The sequence below is a fragment of the Streptomyces hawaiiensis genome (assembly GCF_004803895.1).
GTDB classification, from domain to species: Bacteria; Actinomycetota; Actinomycetes; order Streptomycetales; family Streptomycetaceae; genus Streptomyces; species Streptomyces hawaiiensis.
The window spans coordinates 3,661,960-3,685,863 of record NZ_CP021978.1 but is presented as its reverse complement, the minus strand read 5'-3'; the positions used below and the strand labels follow the sequence as shown (position 1 = coordinate 3,685,863).

Genomic DNA, 23,904 nt, shown 5'->3' with positions numbered 1-23,904 from the left:
GTGTGCCGGGGCGGCGTGTGGCCGGCCCGTGCGGGGGTGGGGGCGTGGGGGGGCGTCAGCCGTTTTGGGACGCGGGGTCGACTATGCGGACGCCGAAGTGGGCGCTGAGCGCGGTGCAGGCGCGGCAGGGGGTGGCGAAGCTGCCGTGGAGGGGGTCGCCGTCCTCGCGGATGCGTCGGGCGGTGAGTTTGGCCTGCTTGAGGGCTTTGCGTGCCTCGCCGTTGGTCATGGGTTTGCGTGCGGCGCGTCTGCTGCGGGCGGTGTCGGCTGCGGTGATGTGGCGGGAGATGAGGATGGTTTCGGCGCAGCGGCCGGTGAAGCGGTCGCGTTGGGCGCTGGTGAGGGTGTCCAGGAAGTCCTGGACGAGGGGGTGCAGGGCGGGGGGTGTGTCGCCGCGGGCGGCGGTGCCGGTGAGGGTGGCGCCGCGGACGGAGAGGGCGGCGGCGACGGTGGGGAGGATGCCGTCGCGGCGGTGTCGGAGGGCCGGGGTGTGGGCGGCTTCGGTGGCGCTCCAGCCGATGCGGGGGTCGCCGCTTCGGGTGTCGGCGGTTCGCGGGTCGCCGGCCAGGGGGCCGGTGTCGCGGGTGGCGCCTGCGGGGGCGCCGTTTCGTGGGTCGGCGGACCTGCCGGTGTGTGGTCCCGTCTGCGTGGCGTTCATGATCGTCTTCCCCTCCGTGCATCCCCCCGGGGGTCACAGACTGCCAAATGCCGTGGCTGCTGCGGAAGCTGGGGCGCGGCGACACGCCCGGAGCGGGGTGTGTCGTCACGGTGGGGTGACGGCTGGTCACGGATGCGGAGGGGGTGCCGACCGGTGCCGGTGACCGGTGTCGTCGTACCGCATAGGCTGTCGGCACCGCGGGCGATGCGGTGATCCGTTCGGGGTTCGATGCAGTGAACCGGAGGGTGATCCGCGGGTCGGCGTGTGCAGTGACAGTCGATACGGGTCGTAGTGCGCCAAGGGTGGTCAATACGGGTCGTACAGAGTGCCGCAGGGGGCAACCGCCATGACGACAGGTCGGCTCGGGCTGGGGGCACCTCCCGGCCGCCAGGCCGGGGGACAAGCCGCGCCGCCGAACGCGGCTTACGCCGGGCAGGTCGTGCATTTCCCGGATCCGGTCCGGGCGGCCCGTCACCCGAGAGGGGTACGGGTCGACGAGCATGGTTACCCCGACTTCTCGGCTTACGCGCGTGCGGCCGCGGAGATCGCGGAGCCGCCGGAGGGTTTCGGTGTCGACGAGTTGCGGCTGACGGACTATGTGTCGGCGAACACGGCGTTGTCGGCGTCCGGGCACGAGCTGTGGGACACGGTGCCGGCGGTGGCGACGCCGCACGGCTGGACGTGGCACCACGTGGTGGGCACGCGGCGGATGGAGCTGGTCCCGGTCGAGGTGAAGGCGCTGCTGCGGCATCACGGGGGTGTGGCGACGTCGGGTGTCGACCACTCCAAGCGGGGGACGCGGCCGTTGCAGGAGACGCGTCCGGCGCACTTCGGGCTGCCGAAGTCGGGTGTCGCGGTGACCGAGTCGCAGGTGCAGGGTGTCGAGGAGGACCTCGGCTACCGGTTGCCGGGTGCGTACCGGTCGTTCCTGAAGGCGGCGGGTGGCTGCGCGCCGGTGGGTGCCGTGCTGGACGCGGAGCTGGGGCTGCTGGTGGACCAGCCGTTCTTCACGGTGCGCGACGAGGCCGCGGTCAATGACCTGGTGTACGTCAACAAGTGTCTGCGTGACCATCTGACCAAGGACTATCTGGGGATCTCGTTCGTCCAGGGCGGGTTGCTCGCGGTGAAGGTGAAGGGCGAGCGGATCGGTTCGGTGTGGTTCTGCGCGTACGACGACGCGCGGGACGTGGATCCCTCGATGCCGCCGGCGGAGCGGGTGGAGCGGCTGTTGCTGCCGTGCGGGGACGATTTCGATGTCTTCCTGTCGCGGCTGGCGGGCAATCCGCCGGAGTTGGAGACGGTGGCGAATCTGATGGTGGACGGCGGGTTCGCGCGTGTGGTGCCGGTGGACGCGGTGGCGTCCTCGGCCGTGGGGGAGTGACGTCAGCGATGGTGACCTTCGCGCAGGCGCAGGAGCGCGCGGAAGAGTGGATCAACGGGGATCTGCCGTCGTACCAGCATCGTGAGGTGCGGGTGCGGGAGTTCGACCTCGGGTTCGTGGTGTGGGCCGAGGACCGGGCGGACGGGCCGCGCTCCGACGGCGGTGCGCAGCGGCTGGTGATCGCCCGGGACAGCGGCGAGGCGACGCTGTGGCCGGGGCTGCCGGTGGGTGAGGTGATCCGCCGGTACGAGGAGGAGTACGGCCGTCCGGACGCGGTGGACGAGCCGGCACCGGCGGCGCCTGCGGCGCGGGTGGATCTGAATCAGACGTCCTTCCTGCTGACTCCGCCGGAGTGGTTGCAGGATGCGGCGGACAAGATGGGGATTCCGGATCGGCGGGGTGCCGGAGCGGGTGCGGGTGCTGGTGCTCCGTCGGCTGCTGCCGGTGAGCCGGGTTCGGCCGGTGAGCCGGCTGCCGCTTCGTCGGCCGGCGGCCCGGCGACTCCCGCGCGGGGTGCGCCCGTGGCGCCGGGGAGCGGTACGGCGTGGCCTGCGGCCGGGGGTGGTGACTCCGGGACCGACGCGGGTGATTCCGGGGCTGCCGCGGCGCCGGGTGTGCCTGCCGGGGCGACGCCCTGGGCCGGTACGGACACCAACGGCGATGGCGGTGATGACCGTTCCGTACCGCTGCCCGCGACGGTCTTCGCGCCGCCGCTGAGCGAGGCCGACGGTCTCACGCCGCCGCCTTCGGTGACCTCTGATGCCCAGACGGCCCTGATGTCGGGCGGCAGCCGGCTTCCTCCGACGGCGGTGACGCCGGCGGTGGACGGGCCGAACGCCCCGGGCTCCGGCCCTGCGGGCGGCCAGGGGTACGGCTATCCCTCGGGGCCGGCGACCGAGCCCGGCGTGCCGGGGACGCCGCCGGGTGGGGTTCCGGGGACGCCGCCGGGTGGGATGCCGCAGGGCAGCGCGCCTCCGCCTGGGCCGGGCGGGCAGCCGTACGGCTATCCGCAGAATGCGCAGAGCCCGCAGATTCAGCCGGGGAGCACGCCTCCGCCCGGGCCGGGCGGGGCGACGTACGGGTATCCGCAGGGGGCGGGCGGTGGGGCCGCAGGTTCCGCTGGTCCTGCCGTCCCTGGTGGGGTGCCGCAGCCGCCGGCCGGGCCGGGTGCGCCTGAGCGGCCTCTCGCGCCCAACGCCGGGGACATCGCCGACGCCGCGACCAGCAAGGCGGCTCCGCCGCCGGGCCGGGGGCGGAACGCGGGTCCGACCACGCCGCCTCCACCGGGCGCTCCGGGCACGCCGGGTGCGCGGCCGGGCAGTACGCCCCCGCCGTCGGGGCCCGGGGTTCCGGGGACTCCGGCGGGCGGTTACGTGCCTACGCAGCTTGTGTCGGCGCTTGGTCCTGAGGGGCCGGGAGGTCCGAGAAGTCCTGGAGGGCCCGGTTCCGCGGGTCCCGGTGCGCCCGGCGGCCCGGGGGGCCCTGCTGGTGCCGGGGGTTCTGGGGGGGCCGGGTCTCCGCAGGGTCCGGGTGCGCCGCTGCCTCCGCAGCAGCCGCCGGGGGCTCCGCATGCGCCTGGCGCGCCGCAGCCGCCCGGTCCGCCGCAGGCGCCCGGCGCGCCTGGTGGTACGCCTCCGGGGGGTGTCCACCATGCCGCCACGATGCTGGCCGACCCCGGCCGGATGGGCCCGGGCGGGCCCCAGCCTCCGCAGCCGCCGGGGCCTCCGGGAGCGCCCGGCGCGCCGCAGCCGCCCGGCCCCCCTGGTGCGCCCGGTGCCCCTGGCGGTCCGGGTGCCCCTGGCGGTCCGGGTGCGCCCGGTGGCCCGGGTCCCGTGCATCACGCGGAGACCATGCTGGCCACGCCTCCGGCGGGCGGCCCCGGCGTGCCTCCGCCGCCGCAGGCCCCCGGCGCACCACCCGCCGCCCCGGGCGCCCCTGGCGTGCCCGGTGGGCCGCGGCCCATGCCGCACGGCGCGGTGCCGGGTGCGATGCCTCCTGGCATGCCGCCCGGCGCGATGCCCCCGGGTGCGATGCCGCCGCCCGGCCGGCCCGGCCCCGGGCAGCCGCCGGCGTACGGCTATCCGCAGCAGCCCACCGGACAGCCGACGGTCGGCCCCGGCTACCAGGCCGTGCTGCGTTACCGCGCGCAGGACGGTTCCGAGCAGCAGCTGATCCGGCGTTCGGCGCCGGGCACGCCGCACCCGGAGTGGCAGATCTTCCACGAGCTGCGGGCCATGAACGTGCCCCCGGACCAGGTGCTGGAGCTGCACACCGAGCTGGAGTCCTGCGAGCTGCCGGGTGCGTACTGCGCGCGGATGATCCGGGAGCAGTGGCCGCAGGCGCGCATCACGAGCATCGCGCCGTACGGTACGGACCACGCGAGCCGGCAGCAGGGCATGCAGCAGTTGCTGGCCCACCAGGGCGAGTTGCACCAGGTGGCGGACGGCCCGGCGCGTCCGGCTCCGGTGCGCGCTCCGCTGCCGCCGGTGCAGGCGGTGCCGCCGATCCCGCCGGAGGCCATCGGGCAGGAGCTGGGGGCCGCGTTCGGGCCGGGGGTGTTCCGGTTCGAGCAGGCCGCCGTGTCGCGGCAGGGTGTGCCGCCGGTGGTGGCGCACACGCTGGTGGCGGCCGGACTGCCGATGGACATGGGCCCGTTCTTCTGGGCGCAGGCCCAGCCGGGGCGGCCCGTTCCGACGCTGGCGGAGCTGGCGGCCGAGCGCGGTGTGCAGCCGGCCTCGGACGCGGGTTCGTATCTGGTGATGGGCAGCGACTTCGGCAAGGCGATCTGCGTGCAGTACGGCACGGCGAACATCGTCGCCGTGCCGGTGGAGGCCGGGCCGGGCGGGGCGCCCGTGCCGCCGCAGTTCGTGAACACCGGGCTGCCGGAGTTCGCTCGCTGCCTGGCGCTGCTCGGGCGGATGTGGCGGCTTCGGTTCGGGCTCAACCAGGAGCAGGCGGGCCGCTGGACCGTCGACTTCCAGGCCCAGCTGGCCGCGCTGGACCCGGCGGCGCTGGGTTCGCCGGAGAGCTGGTGGTCGGTGCTGCTGGAGCAGATGTGGGACGGACTGCTGTGAGGCGTCGCCGCTGACGTGCCAAAGGAGCCGGGTTCGGTCGCTCGTACGACCGGGCCCGGCTCTTTCCTGCCCGTGACGAAATTTTCTTCGCGCCGGGCTGTCACAACTCCCTCCGCCGTTCCGTCAGTGCAGTGACAGCGATGCACCGCCGACACAGGAGGCAGAGATCATGCAGGCACGGATGACGAACCCGGCGTACGTCCTTTCCGGCGCGATGAAGGGCATCGGCACCCTCTTCCAGGCGATCGGGGAGGGCGGTCTGGCGCAGGACGTGGCGGAGATCGTCGGGCTGCGCGCGAGCCAGATCAACGGCTGCGGCGCGTGCGTGCACGGGCACGTCGCCAACCTCCGCAAGGCCGGGGTGAGCGAGGAGCGCATCGCGGCCGTCGCCGCCTGGCGGCACGCGCCCTTCTTCTCGGACGCCGAGCGTGCCGCGCTGAAGCTGACGGAGGCGATGACGCGGCTTTCCGACCTCTCCGGGGAGTCGGTGCCGGACGCGCTGTGGGACGAGGTGGCCGACCACTTCGACGAGAAGGAACTCTCCGCGTTGATCCTCACCGTCTCGGTCACCAACATGTTCAACCGCATCAACACGACCATCCAGGAGCCCGCGGGCACCACCTGGGGCTGATCGCCGTACGGCCCGGCCGTGGACCCGTGACCTCGGTGCGGAGTGTCGCGTTATGAACACTTCCGTCTGATCCGCCAAGATGTGCGCGAAATCATCCCATTTCAGCGTGACTTCATGTCGGTGTGGTGGAGAGGGGTCCGGATGAGCAGCGCGACGGTGTCACCGCACGGCTTCAGCGCCGTGCGGGGGCGCGGTTACCGTCCCGAGCAGGTCGACGAGTACGCCGGGGCCCTCTCCGCGGATCGGGACGCGGCCTGGGAGAGGGCGGCCCGCCTGACGGTGCTCGCCCGGCAGATGGGCGAGGAACTGGGGCGGCTGCGCGAGGCCGTGGCCCGGCTGGCCCCGCAGCACTACGACACGCTCGGGGAACGCGCCCGGCGGCTCTTCGAACTCGGCGAGCAGGAGGCCGCGGCCGTACGGGAGGGGGCGCGACGGGAGGCGCGGCAACTCGTCGACGAGGCGCGGGCGTCCGCGGTCGGCGTGCGCGAGTCCGCGCAGGCGCACGCCGATGCCGTACGCGCCGACGCCGATGAACGCGCCCGGCAGCGGCTGCTCGCCGCGCAGGCCGAGGCCGACGAGACCCGGGTCGCGGCCCGGTGTGAGGCTCAGGAACAGCGGGGCGAGGCACTGGCCGCGCTTCGGGAGATGCGGCAGCGCACCTCCGGGATGCTGGCCGAGCAGGACAAGGAACGCGCCGATCGGTGGGCGGAGACGGAGCGGGAGGAGACCGGCCGCGAGGCGGCTCTGGACGCGCACCACGAGGAGGCGGTGACGCGCGCCGAGGAAGCACTGGCCGAGGCCGAGCAGACCTTCGCCGACGCCGAGGATTCCGCCCGCGACCTGGAGGAAGAGGCCCACGCCCGTGCGGCGGAGCTGGTCGCCCAGGCCCGCGAGCACGCGGAGGCCGTGGAGGAGGAGACGGACCGGCTCCTCCGCGAGCACGCCGGGCAACGAGACGACGCCCGCGCCCACATCGACCGCGTCCACACCAGCCTGACGGATTGGGCGGGGCGGGTGGCGGCGGAGTGACGCCGCCGGCGGGGCGTACGCGGGCGGCGCCGGGGGCCACCGGTCGCCGGTCGGTCTCAGGCCACGGGGCGCCGGTCGGTCGCAGGTGACGCCGGCGGTCCGGCGGTTGTGCGTGCCGCGGGCCGTCGCTCGTACGTGACGCGGGCCGTCCGTTTGTACGTGACGCGGGCCGTCGCTTGTACGTGCCGCGGGCCGTCGTTTGTGCGTGACGCGGGCCATCGCTCGTACGAGACGGGGGCCGGCGCTCGTGGCTGACGCGAGCCGGCGCTCGTACGAGCAGAGGGCTGTCCGCCGTCGGCAGCGCACGGCCGGCCGACCCCGCCGCCCGTACGCGGCGCTGGCGGGAGGTCGCATCGCGCGAGGTCGGCCGGGCCGACGCGGTCTGCCACCGGCCGTGCGAGTCCGCGCCGGCGCGCAGTGACGCCGTGCGCGCCCATGCGCTGCGGCGTTCGGCCAGCCAGCCAGCCAGCCAGCCAGCCAGCCAGCCAGCCAGGCCAGCCAGCCAGCCAGGCCAGCCAGGCCAGTCGGCCAGTCGGCCAGCCAGCCAGTCGGCCGGCCCGGCCTGGTTTCCGCGTCAGTCGTCCCTGCGTACCGCACCCGCCAGGATCCAGGCCTCCACCGCCTCGTACTGGTGGCGCTGCTCCTCCGACTTCCGGCGGCCGGAGGCCATCGTGCCCAGCCAGCCGCAGGCGAAGCCCAGGGGTATGGAGAGCAGGCCCGTGGTGGTGAACGGGAACCAGTTGAAGTCGGCTTCGGGGAAGGCCGAGACCGGCGAGCCGGAGACCAGATTGGTGCCCGGCATCAGCAGCAGGACGGCCAGGGAGCCGCCGATGAGCGTGCTGAGCAGGCCCGTTCGCGTATAGCGGCGCCAGAAGAGGCTGTAGACCAGCGCGGGCGCGATGGCCGAGGCGCCCAGGCAGAAGGACAGCGTCACCAGCGGTTGCAGGCTGCGGTGCTGGACCTGGGTGGCCAGGATGATCGCGGGGATGCCCACGGCCAGGGCCGACAGCCGTGCCACGGTCATCTCGCGCCGCGGCGACATCTCCTGCACCCGGGCCGCGAACACGTCGTGCGCGAGGGAGTTGGCGCAGGCCAGGATCATGCCGGCGACGGAGGCGAGCAGCGTGAGGAAGACCGCTGTGGTGACGGTCGTGAACAGGAACGTCTCCGCCGACGACACGTCCGCTCCGAACGCCGCCTGTGATCCCAGCAGATACGCCGTGTTGCCCTGCGGGTCGACCTGTGCGATCAGCTCCCGCCCGACCAGCGCGGTCGCGCCGAAGCCGACGACCGTGATGACGAGCACGAACAGGGCCACGCCCGACACCGCCCAGGACATCGAACGCCGCACCTGCCGGGCGCTGGAGGCCGTGTACATGCGCATGGTGACGTGCGGCAGGACGCCACCGCCGAGGACCACCGTCAGCTGCGCGGTGATCATGTCCAGGTCGGGACTGGCTCCGCCCGCGAACTGCAGGCCCGAGGAGAGGAACGCCGAGCCCACGCCGCTGTTCTGGGCGGCCGCGTCGAACAGGGCTCCCGGGTCCCAGTCGAACCGGTTGAGGATCAGCACCGAGACCACCATGCCGGAGCCGAGCAGCATCACGATCTTCAGGATCTGGATGAGGGCGGTGCCCTTCATCCCGCCGATCGCCGCGTAGCTGATCATCAGCGCGCCCACGCCGATGATGCAGCCCGTCTGCAGTGACTCGCCGGAGAACCCGAGGATGAACGCCATCAGCTGTCCCGTGCCCGCCAGCTGGACCAGCATCAGCGGCAGCAGTGCCGCCAGGGTGACCGCACAGGCCGCGATACGGACAGCGCGTCCCGGCATCCGGCGGGTCAGCGCGTCGCCCATGGTGAACCGGCCCGCGTTGCGCAGCGGTTCGGCCAGCAGGAACATCAGCAGCATCAGCGACAGGGCCGTGCTCAGCGCCAGCACGATCCCGTCGTAGCCGAACAGCGCGATGACGCCGCCGGTGCCGAGGACGGTCGCGGCGGAGATGTAGTCGCCGGCGATGGCCAGGCCGTTGCGCATGGGGGAAAGGGAGCTGTAGCCGGTGTAGAACTCGTCCAGGTCGTCCCGGTCGGGGCCCGTCATCACGCACAGCAGCAGCGTGATCGTGGCGACGGCGGAGAAGCCGACGAGGGACATCGCCTGGGCGTTGCCGCTGAAATCGGTGGTCACCGGCCCCCCTCGCGCTTCACGTCCAGCTCGGCCTGCTTGCGTATCCGGTCCGCGATCGGGTCGACGCGACGGCGGGCCGTCTGCTCGTACAGGGCGATCGCCAGCCAGGTCACGGGGACCTGGACGAGGGCGAGCAGCAGGCCGGTGGGCAGGCCGTCGGTGACGGTGCTCGTCATGAACGACGGTGCGAACGCCGACAGGATCAGGAACAGGACGAAGTAGCCGAGCGCCGTGAGCGTGGCCACGCGCCGCTGCCAGCGGTAGGCGCTGCGCAGGACCCGCAGGTCGCTGTGGTGCCCGAGCGCGGCGTGGCGCTGGGGACGCCGGCCGGCCGGTTCGGGCGCCTCATACGGTGCCCAGGGGTAGGTGTCGTACGTGTACGGGTCGTAGGCCGGGGTCGGACCGGGTGGTCGGTACGGGTGGGACGGGGACGGGTCATAGGACATCCCGTACTCCTTGCGAGGGTTGGATCCGGTGCGGCGGACCGCAGGGAGGTGGGGGGCGGGAGCCACGCACGCTACTTCGGAGTACGGGTCTTGCGCGAGGGTTTGCGCAAACTGATCGGTCGGTACGCGCTTGCCTTTCCGACCTCGGGTGTTACCCGTGTTAAATCAGATTTTTCGCGGTTCCCGGTGCGTCACCTGAGGTGGATCAGCGCCACGGACGCGGGCACTTCGGCGTGATCGTCGAGCGTCGCCCGGAAGGTCAGTCGCCGGTCGGTGCGGCGCGTGACCGAACTCCCCGCGAGGACGGTGACGTTGACGTCGGCCCTACCTCGTCCGTAACCGCAGGTGCCGGCCCCTGGCGGCCCGGCGGTCCCTCACCACCGGGATGTTCGTCCGCACTGCGGACTCGCCCTGCACCGTCACCGTCACCGTCATGGGCACGGCCGCCCGGGCTGCGGCCGTGCTGCCGCTGCCCGCCGCCATCGCCCCGAGTCCCGCCGCCATCGCCGTGCGCCTGTTGAAGTCCATGCCACCAGCAGACACGCACGGCCCGTCACTCCGCGTCACCCGCAAGAGTGTTCGGACCCTGAAACGGGTCGGGGTCGTGCCCTAAGGGCTGTCGGGGGCGGTGCCGAGGTGCCGGCGCTCGTAACGGACCCCCGGCTGTCCACCCACCGTCGTGTTCTCCACCCGCGTGAAACCGTTACGGGCCAGGACCCTCATGGAAGCCGCGTTGTCCAGGGTCGTGACCGCGGTGAGGGACGCCAGGCCGTAGTCGGTGGCGGCCAGCCGGCACACCTGCGCGACGGCTGCCGTCGCCACGCCCCGGCCGGCCGCCTGTTCGCCGATGCGGTAGCCGAGTTCGGCGCTGCCGTCCACCAGGTCTATCAGGTTGATCCGGCCGATCAGCTCGCCGTCCTCCCCGAGGACTACGTGGAAGCGGCACACGCGCGCGTGCTGCTCGTCGAGGAGCGCCTGGAGGCGTGCGGCGAACCCCGCCGCCGTGAAGAAGGTGTCCCCGCGGTCCGGCACCGTACGGGCGAAGTACGCCCGGTTCTCCCGCTCGAAGGCCAGCAACGCGTCCGCGTGATCCGGCCGCAAGGGCTCCAAGGCCACCATGGGCGGGAGCATACGGACGGTCAGTCGTTCAGCACCGGGAATTTCCGGGGTGCGAGGAACAGCAGCACAAGGAACGCCAGGGCCGCCGCGCACGCCGCGCCCAGATAGACCGCGTGCACCGCCTCGGCGATCGCCCGCCGGGTCGCCTCCGGCGCGCTGCCCGAGTCCAGTGCCCGCGCCGCCGAGTCGAGGTCGCCCGCGCCGCCGAGCCGCGCGGCCAGCACCCCGTTGGCGACCGCACCGAACACCGCCGCGCCGATCGTCTGACCGCTCTGGCGGCAGAACAGCACGGACGCGGTCGTCGTACCGCGCTCCGCCCATCCAACCGTCGACTGCACACCGACGATGAGCGGCAGCTGGAACAGGCCCAGCGCGGCGCCCAGCAGCAGCATCAGCAGCGTCGGCTGCCACGCCTGCCCGGGGTAGGGGAGGAAGGGGAACGCGAACAGGATCAGCGCGGCCGTGCCGATGCCCAGCATCGCCGTGTTGCGAAAGCCGATCCTGCGGTACACGTGCTGGCTCAGCGCCGCCGACACGGGCCAGCTCAACGTCCAGACCGACAGCACGAATCCGGCGGCCACGGGCGTGAGGCCCAGCACCGACTGGGCGTAGGTGGGCAGGAAGACCGACGGCGCGACCATCAGCAGTCCCAGCGCGCCCAGGGCCAGATTGACCGCGGCGATCGTGCGGCGCCGCCACACCCACCCGGGGATGATCGGCTCCGCCGCCCGGCGCTCCACCAACACCACGATCGCGACCAGGGCGAGTCCCGCACCGAACAGGGCCAGTGAGGGCGTCGACAGCCACGGCCACGCCACCCCGCCCTGCACCAGGGCCATGAGCAGGACGCCGCCGCAGGCGAACACCGCGAGCGCGCCCGCCCAGTCCACGCGCGCGTGCGCGGGGACCTGCCGTTGCGGCTCGTGGAGGTGACGGACGATCAGCCACAGCGCGACCGCGCCGACCGGCAGGTTGATCAGGAAGATCCAGCGCCAGTCCGCGTACGCGGCGAGCACTCCGCCGAGACCCGGGCCGGCGACCGCGGACACCGCCCACACCGTCGACAGCTTCGACTGGATCTTGGGGCGGTCCTTCAGCGGGTACAGGTCGGCGGCGAGCGTCTGCACCGTGCCCTGGAGCGCGCCGCCGCCCAGCCCCTGCACGATGCGGAAGGCGATGAGCGCCCCCATGTTCCAGGCCAGCGCGCACAGCAGGGACCCGAGGAGGAAGATGACCGACCCCGCTATGAGGACCGGTTTGCGGCCGAAGGTGTCGGAAAGCTTGCCGTACAGGGGCAGGGTGACGGTCACGGCCAGCAGATAGCCGGAGAACAGCCAGGAGAAGACGGAGAAACCGCCGAGGTCCCCGACGATCTGCGGGACGGCGGTGGAGACGATGGTGGCGTCGAGCGCGGCCAGCGCCATCGAGAGCATCAGCGCCGCGACGACGGCTCCGCGTCGGCCGGTTGTGGCGGGACGTGCGGCCTCACGTGCCGCGGAACTGGTGCTGCCCACCCCGGTCCTCCCCCTCGCCCGGCCGCACCCTGCCCCGGGTCCCGTCGCTTATGCCTGCCCCTTGCAACTACCTGCCGCGCAACAGCTTCCCACTTGACCCTGACGTCGCGGGAGGGTGGAGCCTGAGTGGGCCGACGGGTGGAGCGAACCCTGAGACGGTCTCCACCCTTCGGTGGACTGCCCCTAGGGGTACCTCCGTACTACGACCTGGGGAGGGTTCGTACCGGCGGAGGACGAGGCGGGCCGGGGGCTTTCCTTAACCTGGCTTTACGCCGCCGGGGGGCGGTTGGCACACCGGCGGGGGTGGGGTTTTCCACAGCACAAAGACTGCGCTGAACACCAGGGCGCGGGACCCCTCCCCGCCGCGAGACTGAAGCACGTCGGACGGATTCCTGCTCCGGCACCACGCACAGCGGCTGTCGACCAGGCGACCGCCTTCACTATCTGCTGACCGATATAGGAGACATACCGTGACTTCGGCTGTAACCATTCCCAGGCACGGGGGCACTGGAGGGCGTACGGCCGTTGCCGCGCGGGCGCGGCAGGTCGTGAAGGCGTACGGATCCGGTGAGACCCGTGTCGTCGCCCTCGACCACGTCGACGTGGACATCGCACGCGGCCAGTTCACCGCGATCATGGGTCCCTCGGGATCCGGCAAGTCCACGCTCATGCACTGCCTCGCCGGACTCGACACCCTGACGAGCGGCCAGATCTACCTCGACGAGACCGAGATCACCGGTCTGAAGGACAAGAAGCTCACGCGGCTGCGCCGGGACCGGATCGGGTTCATCTTCCAGGCGTTCAATCTGCTGCCGACGCTGAACGCGATCGAGAACATCACCCTGCCCATGGACATCGCGGGCCGCAAGCCGGACAAGGAGTGGCTGACGCGGGTCGTGGAGACCGTCGGACTCGCCGACCGCCTCAAGCACCGGCCCACCCAGCTTTCCGGCGGCCAGCAGCAGCGCGTCGCCGTGGCGCGGGCCCTCGCGGCCCGGCCCGAGATCATCTTCGGGGACGAGCCGACCGGAAACCTCGACTCCCGAGCCGGCGCCGAGGTCCTCGGCTTCCTGCGCCGGTCCGTCGACGATCTGGGCCAGACCATCGTGATGGTCACCCACGACCCGGTGGCCGCGAGCTACGCGGACCGCGTGCTGTACCTCGCCGACGGCCGCATCGTCGACGAGATGTACAAGCCGACCGCCGAGGCCGTCCTCGACCGGATGAAGGACTTCGACGCCCGGGGGCGCACGTCATGACCGTCATGAAGACCTCGATGCGCAACTTCTTCGCGCACAAGGGGCGGATGGCGCTCTCCGCGATCGCCGTCCTGCTGTCGGTCGCCTTCGTCTGCGGCACGCTCGTCTTCACGGACACCATGTCGACTACGTTCGACAAGCTCTTCGCGGCCACCTCCTCCGACGTGACGGTGAGCGCCAAGGGCGCCTCCGACAGCGGTGAGACGACCGCCGACAACGGCAAGCCGCCGGTCATGCCGGCTTCCGTGCTCGGCGAGGTCCGCAAGGCGCAGGGCGTGAAGTCCGCCGAGGGCACCGTGTTCTCCACCTCGGTGACCGTCGTCGACGCCGACAAGGACAGTCTGTCGCCCACCAGCGGCGGCCCGACCATCGTCGGCAGCTGGAACGCCAACGACGCCCGCACCATGAAGATCACTTCAGGTGTGGCGCCCAAGAGCGCCGACCAGATCATGGTCGACGCCGACACCGCCGACAAGCACGACCTGAAGCCCGGCGACGAGATCAGCGTGCTCAGCGCCATCGGCAACCACACCGCGAAGATCTCAGGCATCGCCGACTTCACCGTCACCAACCCCGGCGCCGCGATCTTCTACCTCGACACCAAGACCGCCCAGCAGACCCTGGTCGGCGAGAGCGACGTCTACACCAACGTCAACGTCAGCGCGGCCGCCGGCGTCAGCGACGCGCAGCTGAAGAAGAACGTCACGGCCGAACTCGGCGGCGGCTTCCAGGTGAAGACGGCCAAGGAGACCGCCGACGCCAACCAGAAGGACGTCGAGGGCTTCATGAACGTCATGAAGTACGCGATGCTCGGCTTCGCCGGGATCGCCTTCCTCGTCGGCATCTTCCTGATCATCAACACCTTCTCCATGCTGGTCGCCCAGCGCACCCGGGAGATCGGCCTGATGCGGGCCATCGGCTCCTCCCGCAAGCAGGTCAACCGCTCCGTGCTGGCCGAGGCGCTGCTGCTCGGCGTCGTCGGCTCGGTGCTCGGCGTCGGCGCGGGCGTCGGCCTCGCCGTCGGCCTGATGAAGCTCATGGGCCAGATGGGCATGGAACTGTCCACCGACGACCTCACGGTGGCCTGGACGACCCCGGTGGTCGGCCTCGTCCTCGGTGTGATCGTCACCGTGCTGGCCGCCTACCTGCCCGCCCGGCGCGCCGGCAAGATCTCCCCGATGGCCGCCCTGCGCGACGCGGGAGCCCCCGCCGACGCCAAGGCCGGCTGGATCCGCGCCGCGATCGGGACGGTCCTCACCGGCACCGGCGGCTTCGCCCTCTACCTGGCGTCGGAGGCCGACAAGGCCAAGGACGGCTCCATGTGGCTCGGCCTCGGCGTCGTACTGTCGCTGATCGGCTTCGTCGTCATCGGCCCGCTGCTCGCCGGCGCCGTGGTCCGCGTCCTCGGCGCGGTCCTGCTGCGGATGTTCGGCCCCGTGGGCCGCATGGCCGAGCGCAACGCCCTGCGCAACCCGCGCCGCACCGGCGCGACGGGCGCCGCGCTGATGATCGGCCTGGCCCTGGTGGCGTGCCTGTCCGTGGTCGGCTCCTCCATGGTGGCGTCCGCCACCGACCAGCTCGACAAGACCGTCGGCACGGACTTCATCATCCAGTCCGACAGCGGCCAGCTGATCAGCCCGCAGGCGGTCAAGGCGGTGAAGTCGTCGCCGGACCTGGCGCGGGTCACCGAGTACAAGTGGACCCAGGCCGACTTCACCACCCCCGACGGCAAGACGCTCAAGAAGACGGCGATCACGGCGGCCGACCCGTCGTACGCGACCGACCTGCGCACCGAGGTGGTCGCCGGCAAGCTGCCCGACGCCTACAAGCCCGACTCGATGTCCGTGCACGAGAAGTTCGCCGAGGACCACGGCATCAGCCTCGGCTCCAAGATCAAGGTCGCCTTCAAGGACGGCTCCACGGCCGACCTGACCGTGCGGGCGATCACCAGCAGTGACGTCGTGATCGACGCGGGCGCGATGTACACGTCCATCTCGACCATGGCCAAGTACGTCCCGGCCGACAAGATGCCGCTGGACTCGCTGCTCTTCGCCAGCGCCAAGGACGGGCAGCAGGACGCCGCCTACAAGTCCCTGAAGTCGGCGCTGCACGACTACCCGCAGTACACCGTGCGCGACCAGACCGACTACAAGGACGCCCTGAAGGACCAGATCGGCCAGCTGCTCAACATGATCTACGGCCTGCTGGCCCTGGCGATCATCGTCGCCATCCTGGGCGTGGTGAACACCCTGGCCCTGTCGGTGGTGGAGCGCACCCGCGAGATCGGACTGATGCGGGCGATCGGCCTCTCCCGCCGCCAGCTGCGCCGCATGATCCGCATGGAGTCGGTCGTCATCGCCCTCTTCGGTGCCCTGCTGGGCCTCGGACTGGGCATGGGCTGGGGCGCCACGGCACAGCAGCTGCTCGCCCTGGAGGGCCTGATGGTCCTGGACATCCCCTGGCCGACGATCATCGGCGTCTTCATCGGCTCGGCGTTCGTGGGCCTGTTCGCGGCACTCATCCCGGCGTTCCGGGCGGGCCGGATGAACGTCCTGAACGCGATCGCGACGGAGTAGCCGGTCGTTGCCGCCCAACGCCGCTCAATGCCGCCCAAGAACCACCGCACACGGGGGTTGCGGAGGACGGGCCCGCCCCGGAGGTCTCCACCTCCGGGGCGGGCCCGGCGGCGTGCGGGCTCGTGCGCGGCGGGCCGCGCCGGGCGCCGCCGGGTCGGCAGTGCCGTGGGTCGGGCGCCGCCGGGTCGGCAGTTCCCTGGGGCGGGCGACGGGGCGGGGCGGCAGCGGGGTGGGACAGGCGCGGGGCGGGTCTGCGGTGTGCTGGGCCAACGAGGGATGGGGCTGGGCAGAGGAGCGGGCTCGGGGTAGCGGGCCAACGGGGGGCAGGCCAACGGCCGGGCGGGTCCGCAGTGGGGCGGTCGGCCAGACGTCCGGCCGGGTCCCGTGCGGGTCGGGGCGGAGGGCCCTGTGCCCGGTCGGGCCTTTTGCGGGTCCTGGCCGGAGGGCGCTGTGCCCGGTCGGGCCTCTCTCGGGTCCTGGCCGGAGTGCCTCGCGCCCGGTCGGCCCCTTAGCGGTCGAGCCCGAGGACCCTGCGCGGCGTCACCCCCCGGTCGCCGTCCTCCGCTGGAGGACCACGTACCCGCCCGCCTCGCCCGCGACGGCGTACTCGGCGAGGGGGTGCAGCTGCCGGGCGTAGCCCACGGGGTCGCGGTACTTGTCGCCGATGTTCTCCAGGGCGATGTACTCCGGCGTGACGCCCTGCGTGCCGCCGAGCCAGAAGACCCGGCAGCGCGAGGTGAGGCGGCTGATCGGGCCGATGTTGGCCTCGACGGTGGCGTCGTCGGGGATCCGCGCCAGCAGCCGTTCCACGCCGGACACCGCGTCGGGCTTGCGGTAGATCTCGGCCTCGGTGAGCTGCGCAAGCGGCAGCGACGTGGTCAGTGCCAGTGCCGCCGCGGCGACCGCGGCCGGCAGCTGAGCGACGTAGGAACCCAGCCACGCGCGCGTACTGCGGCGAACGGCCGGGAGCGCGTCGGTGAGGGCCAGGAAGACGACCGGCATCACAACCGCGCTGTAGTGCCAGTCGGTGCCCCAGTAGTGCTCGTCGCCGGAGAGGAACCGCCAGCCGAGCGTCGGCAGCGCGACCAGCAGCAGCGGCGAGCGCAGGGCGAGCAGGCCCGACGTCGGGATCAGCAGCCAGGCGAGCGTGCGCAGCTTGGTGCCGATGCCGTCGAAGGGGCTGCCCGCATCACTGACCTTGTTCCAGTAGTCGTAGCCGCCCGAGGTCTTGAACGAGGGGATGACCAGCGTCAGGACGAGCACCGTCGCCGCCACGCCGAACACCGCCACGCCGAGCGCGTACCGAACCGTTTGAGGCGACGAACCGCGCGCCCGCCAGGCGACGACGAGCGCGATCGCTGCGAGCGTCAGCCCCAGGTCCTCCTTCACCAGCACCAGAGGCAGCGCCCACCACAGGGCCGCGCGCGGGCGCCGCGCGAGGAGGGCCTCCAGGGAGAAGGCGATCAGAGGGACGGCGAAGCAGATCTCGTGGAAGTCGAAGTCGACGGCCCGCTGGATGCCCCACGACAGTCCGTACGCGAGACCGAGCGCCAGTCCGCGGCGACGGCCCAGGAGCCGGGCGGCGGCCCGCGTGACCGGCACGGCGGACAGCGCGAAGAGCGCGGCCTGCGCGACCAGCAGCGTGACCGGCGAGGGGAAGAGCCGGTACAGCGGCGCGAGCAGGGCGGTCACCGGGCTGAAGTGGTCACCGAGGATGTCGAACCCCGGCCCCTTGAGGTCGGACACCGGCGCCCGCAGCCGCGCGTAGGCGCGCACGACCTGCTCGAAGATGCCCAGGTCCCAGGAGAGGGTGGCCATGTGCCGGTAGCGGCCGACGGAGACGACCGTGTAGGCGGCGAAGAGGACTGCCGCGAGGACCCATGGTTCACCCCGCGCGCGGGCGGGGCGCCGGTCTTCCGGGGGATGGGCGACCGGCGTCGGTATGTGGGGTTGTGAGACCTGGAGGGTGGGGGCAGGCATGCCGTGCCTTAGGGGTGCGGTGAGCGGCCGGAAGCGGCGTCCGACCGATCATGCCGGGGCGAAAACAACGGGTGGAGGTGATGCTGTGAAGGTTGGGAGGCTGAATCCCCACTTGGCCGACTGCGTGCCGTGGGGTCACGTGCCACAGGCCCGGCGCGCCTCCCCGGAGCCACGCCGGGAGAGCGGGTGCTCGCCCCGGGGAGAACGGGCGTTATCCACAGGCCCGCCGTGCGGGCGCGCATCGTCGTACGCTGGAGACCCCCGGCCCGCGGCGCGCGTCGGGCCCGTCGTGTTGCCCACCTCTGGACGGAAAAAGCCCCCATGAGCCTGCACGGTCTGCTCGACGCCGTAGTCAAGGACGCCGCGCTCGCGGAAGCGATCAAGGCGGCCGAAGACGGCAACCGCATGCATGTCGACCTGGTCGGCCCCCCTGCGGCCCGCCCCTTCGCGGTCGCCGCCCTGGCCCGTGACACAGGCCGCCCGGTGCTGGCGGTCACGGCGACCGGCCGTGAGGCGGAGGACCTGGCCGCGGCCCTGCGCTCCCTCCTCCCGGCCGAGGGGATCGTGGAGTACCCGTCCTGGGAGACGCTCCCGCACGAGCGGCTCAGCCCCCGCAGCGACACCGTGGGCCGCCGCCTGGCCGTGCTGCGCCGCCTGGCCCACCCCCGCCCCGACGACCCCGAGACCGGCCCGGTCTCGGTCGTCGTCGCGCCCGTCCGGTCCGTGCTCCAGCCGCAGGTCAAGGGCCTCGGCGACCTGGAGCCGGTTTCGCTGCGGACCGGGCAGAGCACCGACCTCAACGAGATCGTCGAAGCCCTCGCCGCAGCCGCGTACGCGCGCGTGGAGCTCGTCGAGAAGCGTGGCGAGTTCGCCGTGCGCGGCGGCATCCTCGACGTGTTCCCGCCCACCGAGGAGCACCCCCTGCGCGTCGAGTTCTGGGGTGACGACGTCGAGGAGATCCGCTACTTCAAGGTCGCCGACCAGCGCTCCCTGGAAGTCGCCGATCACGGCCTGTGGGCGCCGCCGTGCCGCGAGCTGCTGCTCACCGAGGACGTCCGCACGCGCGCGCGTGCCCTGGCCGAACAGCACCCCGAGCTCGGCGAACTGCTCGGCAAGATCGCCGAGGGCATCGCCGTGGAGGGTATGGAATCCCTGGCTCCGGTCCTCGTCGACGACATGGAGCTGCTGCTCGACGTGCTGCCCAAGGGCGCCATGGCCGTGGTGTGCGACCCGGAGCGGGTGCGCACGCGCGCGTCGGACCTCGTGGCCACCTCGCAGGAGTTCCTGCAGGCCTCCTGGGCGGCCACCGCCGGCGGCGGCGAGGCACCCATCGACGTCGGAGCGGCCTCCCTGTGGTCCATCGCGGACGTCCGGGACCGGGCCCGCGAGCTGGACATGATGTGGTGGTCGGTGTCGCCGTTCGCCGCGGACGAGGAGCTCGACGAGGACACCCTCAAGCTCGGCATGCACGCCCCGGAGACGTACCGCGGGGACACCGCCAAGGCCCTCGCCGACACCAAGGGCTGGCTCGCCGACGGCTGGCGCACGGTGTTCGTCACCGAGGGCCACGGCCCGGCGGCCCGTACGGTCGAGGTGCTGGGCGGCGAGGGCATCGCGGCCCGCCTCGACTCCGACCTCGCCGAGATCTCCCCGTCCGTCGTGCACGTGGCGTGCGGCTCCATCGAGCACGGCTTCGTCGACGCGGCCCTCAGACTCGCCGTCCTCACCGAGACGGACCTGTCGGGCCAGAAGGCGTCCGGCCGTGAGGGCGCCCGGATGCCGGCCCGACGCCGCAAGACCATCGACCCGCTCACCCTGGAGCCGGGCGACTACATCGTCCACGAGCAGCACGGCGTGGGCCGTTACATCGAGATGGTGCAGCGCACGGTGCAGGGCGCCACCCGCGAGTACCTGGTCGTCGAGTACGCCCCCGCCAAGCGCGGCCAGCCCGGCGACCGCCTCTACATCCCGACCGACCAGCTGGAGCAGATCACCAAGTACGTCGGCGGTGAGTCGCCCACGCTGCACCGCCTCGGCGGCGCCGACTGGACCAAGACGAAGGCCCGCGCGAAGAAGGCCGTCAAGGAGATCGCCGCCGACCTCATCAAGCTGTACAGCGCGCGCATGGCCGCCCCCGGGCACGCCTTCGGCGCGGACACCCCCTGGCAGCGCGAACTGGAGGACGCCTTCCCCTACGCGGAGACCCCCGACCAGCTCACCACCATCGCCGAGGTCAAGGAGGACATGGAGAAGACGGTCCCGATGGACCGCCTGATCTGCGGCGACGTCGGCTACGGCAAGACCGAGATCGCGGTCCGCGCCGCCTTCAAGGCCGTCCAGGACGGCAAGCAGGTGGCCGTCCTGGTGCCCACGACCCTGCTCGTGCAGCAGCACTTCGGGACGTTCAGTGAGCGGTACGCGCAGTTCCCCGTGAGCGTGAAGGCCCTGTCCCGCTTCCAGAGCGACACCGAGGCCAAGGCGACCCTGGAGGGCCTGCAGGAGGGCTCGGTCGACATCGTCATCGGCACGCACCGGCTGTTCTCGTCCGAGACGAAGTTCAAGGACCTGGGCCTGGTCATCGTCGACGAGGAGCAGCGCTTCGGCGTCGAGCACAAGGAGCAGCTGAAGAAGCTCCGGGCCAACGTCGACGTGCTGACGATGTCCGCGACCCCGATCCCCAGGACGCTGGAGATGGCGGTCACGGGCATCCGCGAGATGTCGACGATCACCACCCCGCCGGAGGAGCGCCACCCGGTGCTCACCTTCGTCGGCCCCTACGAGGAGAAGCAGATCGGCGCCGCGATCCGCCGTGAGCTGCTGCGCGAGGGTCAGGTCTTCTACATCCACAACCGCGTCGAGTCGATCGACCGCGCGGCAGCCCGGCTGCGCGAGATCGTCCCCGAGGCGCGCATCGCCACCGCGCACGGCCAGATGTCGGAGACGGCACTGGAGCAGGTCGTCGTCGACTTCTGGGAGAAGAAGTTCGACGTGCTGGTGTCCACGACGATCGTGGAGTCCGGCATCGACATCTCCAACGCCAACACCCTGATCGTGGAGCGCGGCGACAACTTCGGCCTGTCGCAGCTGCACCAGCTGCGCGGCCGGGTGGGCCGGGGCCGCGAGCGCGGCTACGCCTACTTCCTCTACCCGCCGGAGAAGCCGCTGACCGAGACCGCGCACGAGCGGCTCGCGACCATCGCCCAGCACACGGAGATGGGCGCCGGTATGTACGTGGCCATGAAGGACCTGGAGATCCGCGGCGCGGGCAACCTCCTCGGCGGCGAACAGTCCGGCCACATCGCGGGCGTCGGCTTCGACCTGTACGTACGGATGGTCGGTGAGGCCGTCGCGGACTACCGGCGCCAGCTGGAGACCGGCGGGATCGAGGAGGAGCAGCCGCTCGAGGTCAAGATCGAGCTGCCCGTAGACGCGCATGTCCCGCACGACTACGCGCCCGGCGAGCGCCTCAGGCTCCAGGCGTACCGCGCCATCGCCTCCGCCAACTCGGAGGAGGACATCAAGGCGGTCCGCGAGGAGCTCGTCGACCGCTACGGCAAGCTGCCCGAACCGGTGGAGAACCTGCTGCTCGTCGCGGGCCTGCGCATGTTCGCGCGCGCGTGCGGCGTCGGTGAGATCGTGCTGCAGGGCAGCAACATCCGGTTCGCCCCGGTGGAGTTGCGCGAGTCCCAGGAGCTGCGGGTCAAGCGGCTGTACCCCGGGGTCGTCATCAAGCCGACGGTGCGCCAGGTGCTGGTGCCGCGCCCCAAGACCGCGAAGGTGGGCGGGAAGCCGCTGGTCGGGCGGGAGTTGCTGGCATGGGTCGGGGAGTTCCTCACCTCTGTGCTGGGGTCCTGACGCCGGATCCGCTGAAGCCCCGTCAGGCACCGGGCCGTACGCTCTACCGCCCCGGCGGGTGCGGGCGCCGGGGCGCGGGCGGCCTCGCGCTGGGCCACCCCTGGTCGTACGCGCGCACCGGCGTCCTTCGTCCGGTTCAGGAGGCGTTCGCCCGGGCCCAGGGTCTTGTCCTGGGCCCGGGTGCGGGTGCGCCGGTGGTCTGGCGCTGCGCGTCCGCCGGTCGTACGGGCGGGCCGACACTCTCGCGCTGGGCCGCCGGTGGTACGTGCCCGCCCGTGGCTTCCCGCAGCGCCGACGCCAGCCGGTCACGGACCGCGGTCTGCGCTGCGATACGGGCGTCCAGCACCGCGAGACGGTCGGCGGCCACCCGCAGCCCCTTCTCGGAGGCGGGACCGGCCGTGACATCGCCGTCCAGGCACGGCAGGAACACCCGTGCGTCGTCGAGCGTCAGCCCCACGTCGAGCAGTTGCCGGATGTTGCGGACGCGCACGGCCGTACCGGCGTCGTACAGGCGGTAGCCGTTGGCGGCCCGTTCGGAGGCGATGAGGCCCGCCTGCTCGTAGTGGCGCAGGGCGCGCGGGGTCGTGCCGGTCGCCTCGGCGAGTTCGCCGATCCGCATACGAGGTGCTGCCATGCGCGTCAGTCTCATGTGACGACCGCGCCGCCGTCCACCGGAAGGACGACGCCGGTGATGAAGGAGGCCTGCGGCGACGCCAGCCGGGCGATCGCCCACGCCACCTCCTCGGGGCGGCCGACCCGTCCGAGCGGCGTGTGATCGAGCTGCCACGCGCGGATCGCGGCCTGCTGCTCGGGGGTGTGGCCGGCGTGTTCACCGATGGGTGTGCCGATCGCGCCCGGGGCCACGGCGGCGACCCGGATCCCGAGCGGCGCGAGCTCCACCGCCCAACTGCGGGTGAGCACCTCCAGGGCCGCCTTCCCGGCCGCGTACAGGGAGTTGCCGGGCCAGCCGCGCTGCCCCACCGACGTCGTCACGTTCACGATGACACCGCGGCTGTCCTCCAGCGCCGGGAGCGCCGCCTGGGTGAGCAGGACGGGGGCGAGGAGGTTCGTCGCGAGCAGGGGCTCGACAGCGGCATGTGTGTAGGTGCGCAGCGACTGGGTGCTGACGATCCCGGCGTTGTTCACCAGTACGTCGATACGGCCGTGCCGGTCGAGTGCCGTGCGGACGACGGTCTCGGGGCCGTCGGCGGCCGTGATGTCGGCGACGAGCGGGCTGATACGGGACGGGTCATGGCCGGCGGTCTCGACGAGGGGCGCCTCGCGGCGGCCCACCGCCACGACATGTGCGCCCTCGTCGGCGAACGTGTGCGCGGTGGCACGGCCTATGCCGGTACCGGCGCCGGTGACGAGCACGGTTCGAGGCGTCGTGCCCGCGTGCTGCCGACCGGTCTTCGGATACGGGGATGTCATGCGGGGATCGTCCGTCCTTGACGTCAGTGTCAAGGTCAAGCGGGTGTCGCCCGGGGCGCTGCTACTCGGCGGGGCGGAACAGCATCGCCGCCAGCCCGCGGAACACCTCCTCGGGGTCCTGGTCGCCCACCGGGCCGTCGAGGTTGTGGCTGAGGAGCAGCGTGGCGAAGCCGTGGGCCAGGGACCAGGCGGCGACACCGGCGAGCCGGGCGTCGGTGCCGCGGCCCCGCGGCGGTACGGCGGCGACGGCGTCGCGCAGGGCGTCACCGGCGAGGGCGCGGGCGGTGGCCAGTTCCAGGTCGCCCTCGCGCAGCAGCTCGGGCGCGAACATCACCTGGAAGTGCGCCGGATGCTCCCGCGCGAAACGCACGTAGCGCACGCCCGCTTCCTTCAGGTCCGCCGCCTGCCTGAGCGTGGTCGCGAGCAGCCCGAAGCCCTCGGCGGCGATCGTCGTGAGCAGGCCCGCCCGGTCTTTGAAGTGGTGGGCCGGCGCGGCGTGCGACACACCGGCGCGGCGGGCGAGGTCGCGCAGACTCAGCGCGGCCGGGCCGTCCGCCGCGATGACGTCCAGGGCGGCGCTGAGGATGGCGCGGCGCAGGTCACCGTGGTGGTAAGGGCGGTTGGCAGGGCCCTTTTCGTTCGCTGACGACTTGCTGGTGCTCATGGTCAGGAGCGTACGCGCGCCCGCCGAATCTTGTCATTGACAAGTCGGGGTCGCTTCGGGCAATCTTGTCAGTGTCAAGTTGTGCGGGCCGGATGCGAC

General features: G+C 72.3%; 16 protein-coding genes and 1 pseudogene. 7 read left to right on the top strand and 10 right to left on the bottom strand.

Annotated features, from left to right (window positions below):
* Positions 1–55: 55 nt before the first annotated feature.
* Positions 56–658, bottom strand: a complete 603-nt coding sequence (locus CEB94_RS16780; protein WP_175433005.1) for a YwqJ-related putative deaminase — start codon at positions 656–658, stop codon at positions 56–58.
* Between the two features lie 346 nt (positions 659–1,004).
* Here CEB94_RS16780 and CEB94_RS16775 point away from each other — a divergent pair, with 346 nt between their 5' ends.
* From CEB94_RS16775 to CEB94_RS16760, 4 genes are all read left to right on the top strand, one after another.
* Positions 1,005–2,039, top strand: a complete 1,035-nt coding sequence (locus CEB94_RS16775) for an SMI1/KNR4 family protein (protein WP_175433004.1) — start codon at positions 1,005–1,007, stop codon at positions 2,037–2,039.
* An 8-nt stretch (positions 2,040–2,047) separates the two neighbouring features.
* The gene (locus CEB94_RS16770) at positions 2,048–5,113 is read left to right on the top strand and encodes an SUKH-4 family immunity protein (RefSeq protein WP_175433003.1); all 3,066 of its coding nucleotides are present in this window, start codon (positions 2,048–2,050) and stop codon (positions 5,111–5,113) included.
* Positions 5,114–5,282: 169 nt separating this feature from the next.
* The gene (locus CEB94_RS16765) at positions 5,283–5,744 is read left to right on the top strand and encodes a carboxymuconolactone decarboxylase family protein (RefSeq protein ID WP_175433002.1); all 462 of its coding nucleotides are present in this window, start codon (positions 5,283–5,285) and stop codon (positions 5,742–5,744) included.
* Positions 5,745–5,885: 141 nt separating this feature from the next.
* A complete protein-coding gene (locus CEB94_RS16760) occupies positions 5,886–6,773 on the top strand; it encodes a cellulose-binding protein (protein WP_175433001.1) in 888 nt (295 codons plus the stop codon).
* A gap of 574 nt (positions 6,774–7,347) precedes the next feature.
* On the opposite strand, the gene CEB94_RS16755 is transcribed toward CEB94_RS16760, so the two are convergent.
* The 5 genes from CEB94_RS16755 to CEB94_RS16735 form a co-directional block, all read right to left on the bottom strand.
* Entirely contained in the window at positions 7,348–8,961 is a 1,614-nt protein-coding gene (locus CEB94_RS16755) for a sodium/solute symporter (RefSeq protein ID WP_175433000.1), read from the bottom strand.
* On the bottom strand, positions 8,958–9,407 hold the full coding sequence (locus CEB94_RS16750; RefSeq protein ID WP_175432999.1) for a DUF485 domain-containing protein: 450 nt from the start codon (positions 9,405–9,407) through the stop codon (positions 8,958–8,960). The genes CEB94_RS16755 and CEB94_RS16750 overlap by 4 nt, the downstream gene beginning before the upstream one ends.
* A 324-nt stretch (positions 9,408–9,731) precedes the next feature.
* A complete protein-coding gene (locus CEB94_RS16745; protein WP_175432998.1) occupies positions 9,732–9,935 on the bottom strand; it encodes a hypothetical protein in 204 nt (67 codons plus the stop codon).
* Positions 9,936–10,016: 81 nt separating this feature from the next.
* Positions 10,017–10,526 (bottom strand): GNAT family N-acetyltransferase, encoded by a 510-nt coding sequence (locus CEB94_RS16740; RefSeq protein ID WP_175432997.1) that lies wholly within the window; start codon positions 10,524–10,526, stop codon positions 10,017–10,019.
* Positions 10,527–10,546: 20 nt separating this feature from the next.
* Positions 10,547–12,040 carry an MFS transporter gene (locus CEB94_RS16735; RefSeq protein ID WP_175432996.1) on the bottom strand — a complete coding sequence of 498 codons (1,494 nt, stop codon included), beginning with the start codon at positions 12,038–12,040 and terminating at the stop codon, positions 10,547–10,549.
* A gap of 470 nt (positions 12,041–12,510) precedes the next feature.
* Here CEB94_RS16735 and CEB94_RS16730 point away from each other — a divergent pair, with 470 nt between their 5' ends.
* Together CEB94_RS16730 and CEB94_RS16725 are read left to right on the top strand one after the other, a co-directional pair.
* A complete protein-coding gene (locus CEB94_RS16730) occupies positions 12,511–13,299 on the top strand; it encodes an ABC transporter ATP-binding protein (protein ID WP_175432995.1) in 789 nt (262 codons plus the stop codon).
* The gene (locus CEB94_RS16725) at positions 13,296–15,875 is read left to right on the top strand and encodes an ABC transporter permease (RefSeq protein ID WP_175432994.1); all 2,580 of its coding nucleotides are present in this window, start codon (positions 13,296–13,298) and stop codon (positions 15,873–15,875) included. Before CEB94_RS16730 ends, CEB94_RS16725 begins: the two co-directional genes overlap by 4 nt.
* 540 nt (positions 15,876–16,415) lie before the next feature.
* On the opposite strand, the gene CEB94_RS16720 is transcribed toward CEB94_RS16725, so the two are convergent.
* Positions 16,416–17,855 carry a DUF2079 domain-containing protein gene (locus CEB94_RS16720; protein ID WP_175432993.1) on the bottom strand — a complete coding sequence of 480 codons (1,440 nt, stop codon included), beginning with the start codon at positions 17,853–17,855 and terminating at the stop codon, positions 16,416–16,418.
* Positions 17,856–18,176: 321 nt separating this feature from the next.
* Here CEB94_RS16720 and mfd point away from each other — a divergent pair, with 321 nt between their 5' ends.
* The gene (mfd, locus tag CEB94_RS16715; RefSeq protein WP_175432992.1) at positions 18,177–21,710 is read left to right on the top strand and encodes a transcription-repair coupling factor; all 3,534 of its coding nucleotides are present in this window, start codon (positions 18,177–18,179) and stop codon (positions 21,708–21,710) included.
* 250 nt (positions 21,711–21,960) lie between these two features.
* On the opposite strand, the pseudogene CEB94_RS16710 reads toward mfd, so the two are convergent.
* From CEB94_RS16710 to CEB94_RS16700, 3 genes and pseudogenes are all read right to left on the bottom strand, one after another.
* Positions 21,961–22,329: pseudogene (locus CEB94_RS16710) on the bottom strand (MerR family transcriptional regulator); the annotation flags it as partial.
* A gap of 26 nt (positions 22,330–22,355) precedes the next feature.
* Positions 22,356–23,141 (bottom strand): SDR family NAD(P)-dependent oxidoreductase, encoded by a 786-nt coding sequence (locus CEB94_RS16705; protein ID WP_175432991.1) that lies wholly within the window; start codon positions 23,139–23,141, stop codon positions 22,356–22,358.
* Positions 23,142–23,202: 61 nt separating this feature from the next.
* Positions 23,203–23,805 carry a TetR/AcrR family transcriptional regulator gene (locus tag CEB94_RS16700; RefSeq protein ID WP_175432990.1) on the bottom strand — a complete coding sequence of 201 codons (603 nt, stop codon included), beginning with the start codon at positions 23,803–23,805 and terminating at the stop codon, positions 23,203–23,205.
* Positions 23,806–23,904: the final 99 nt, after the last annotated feature.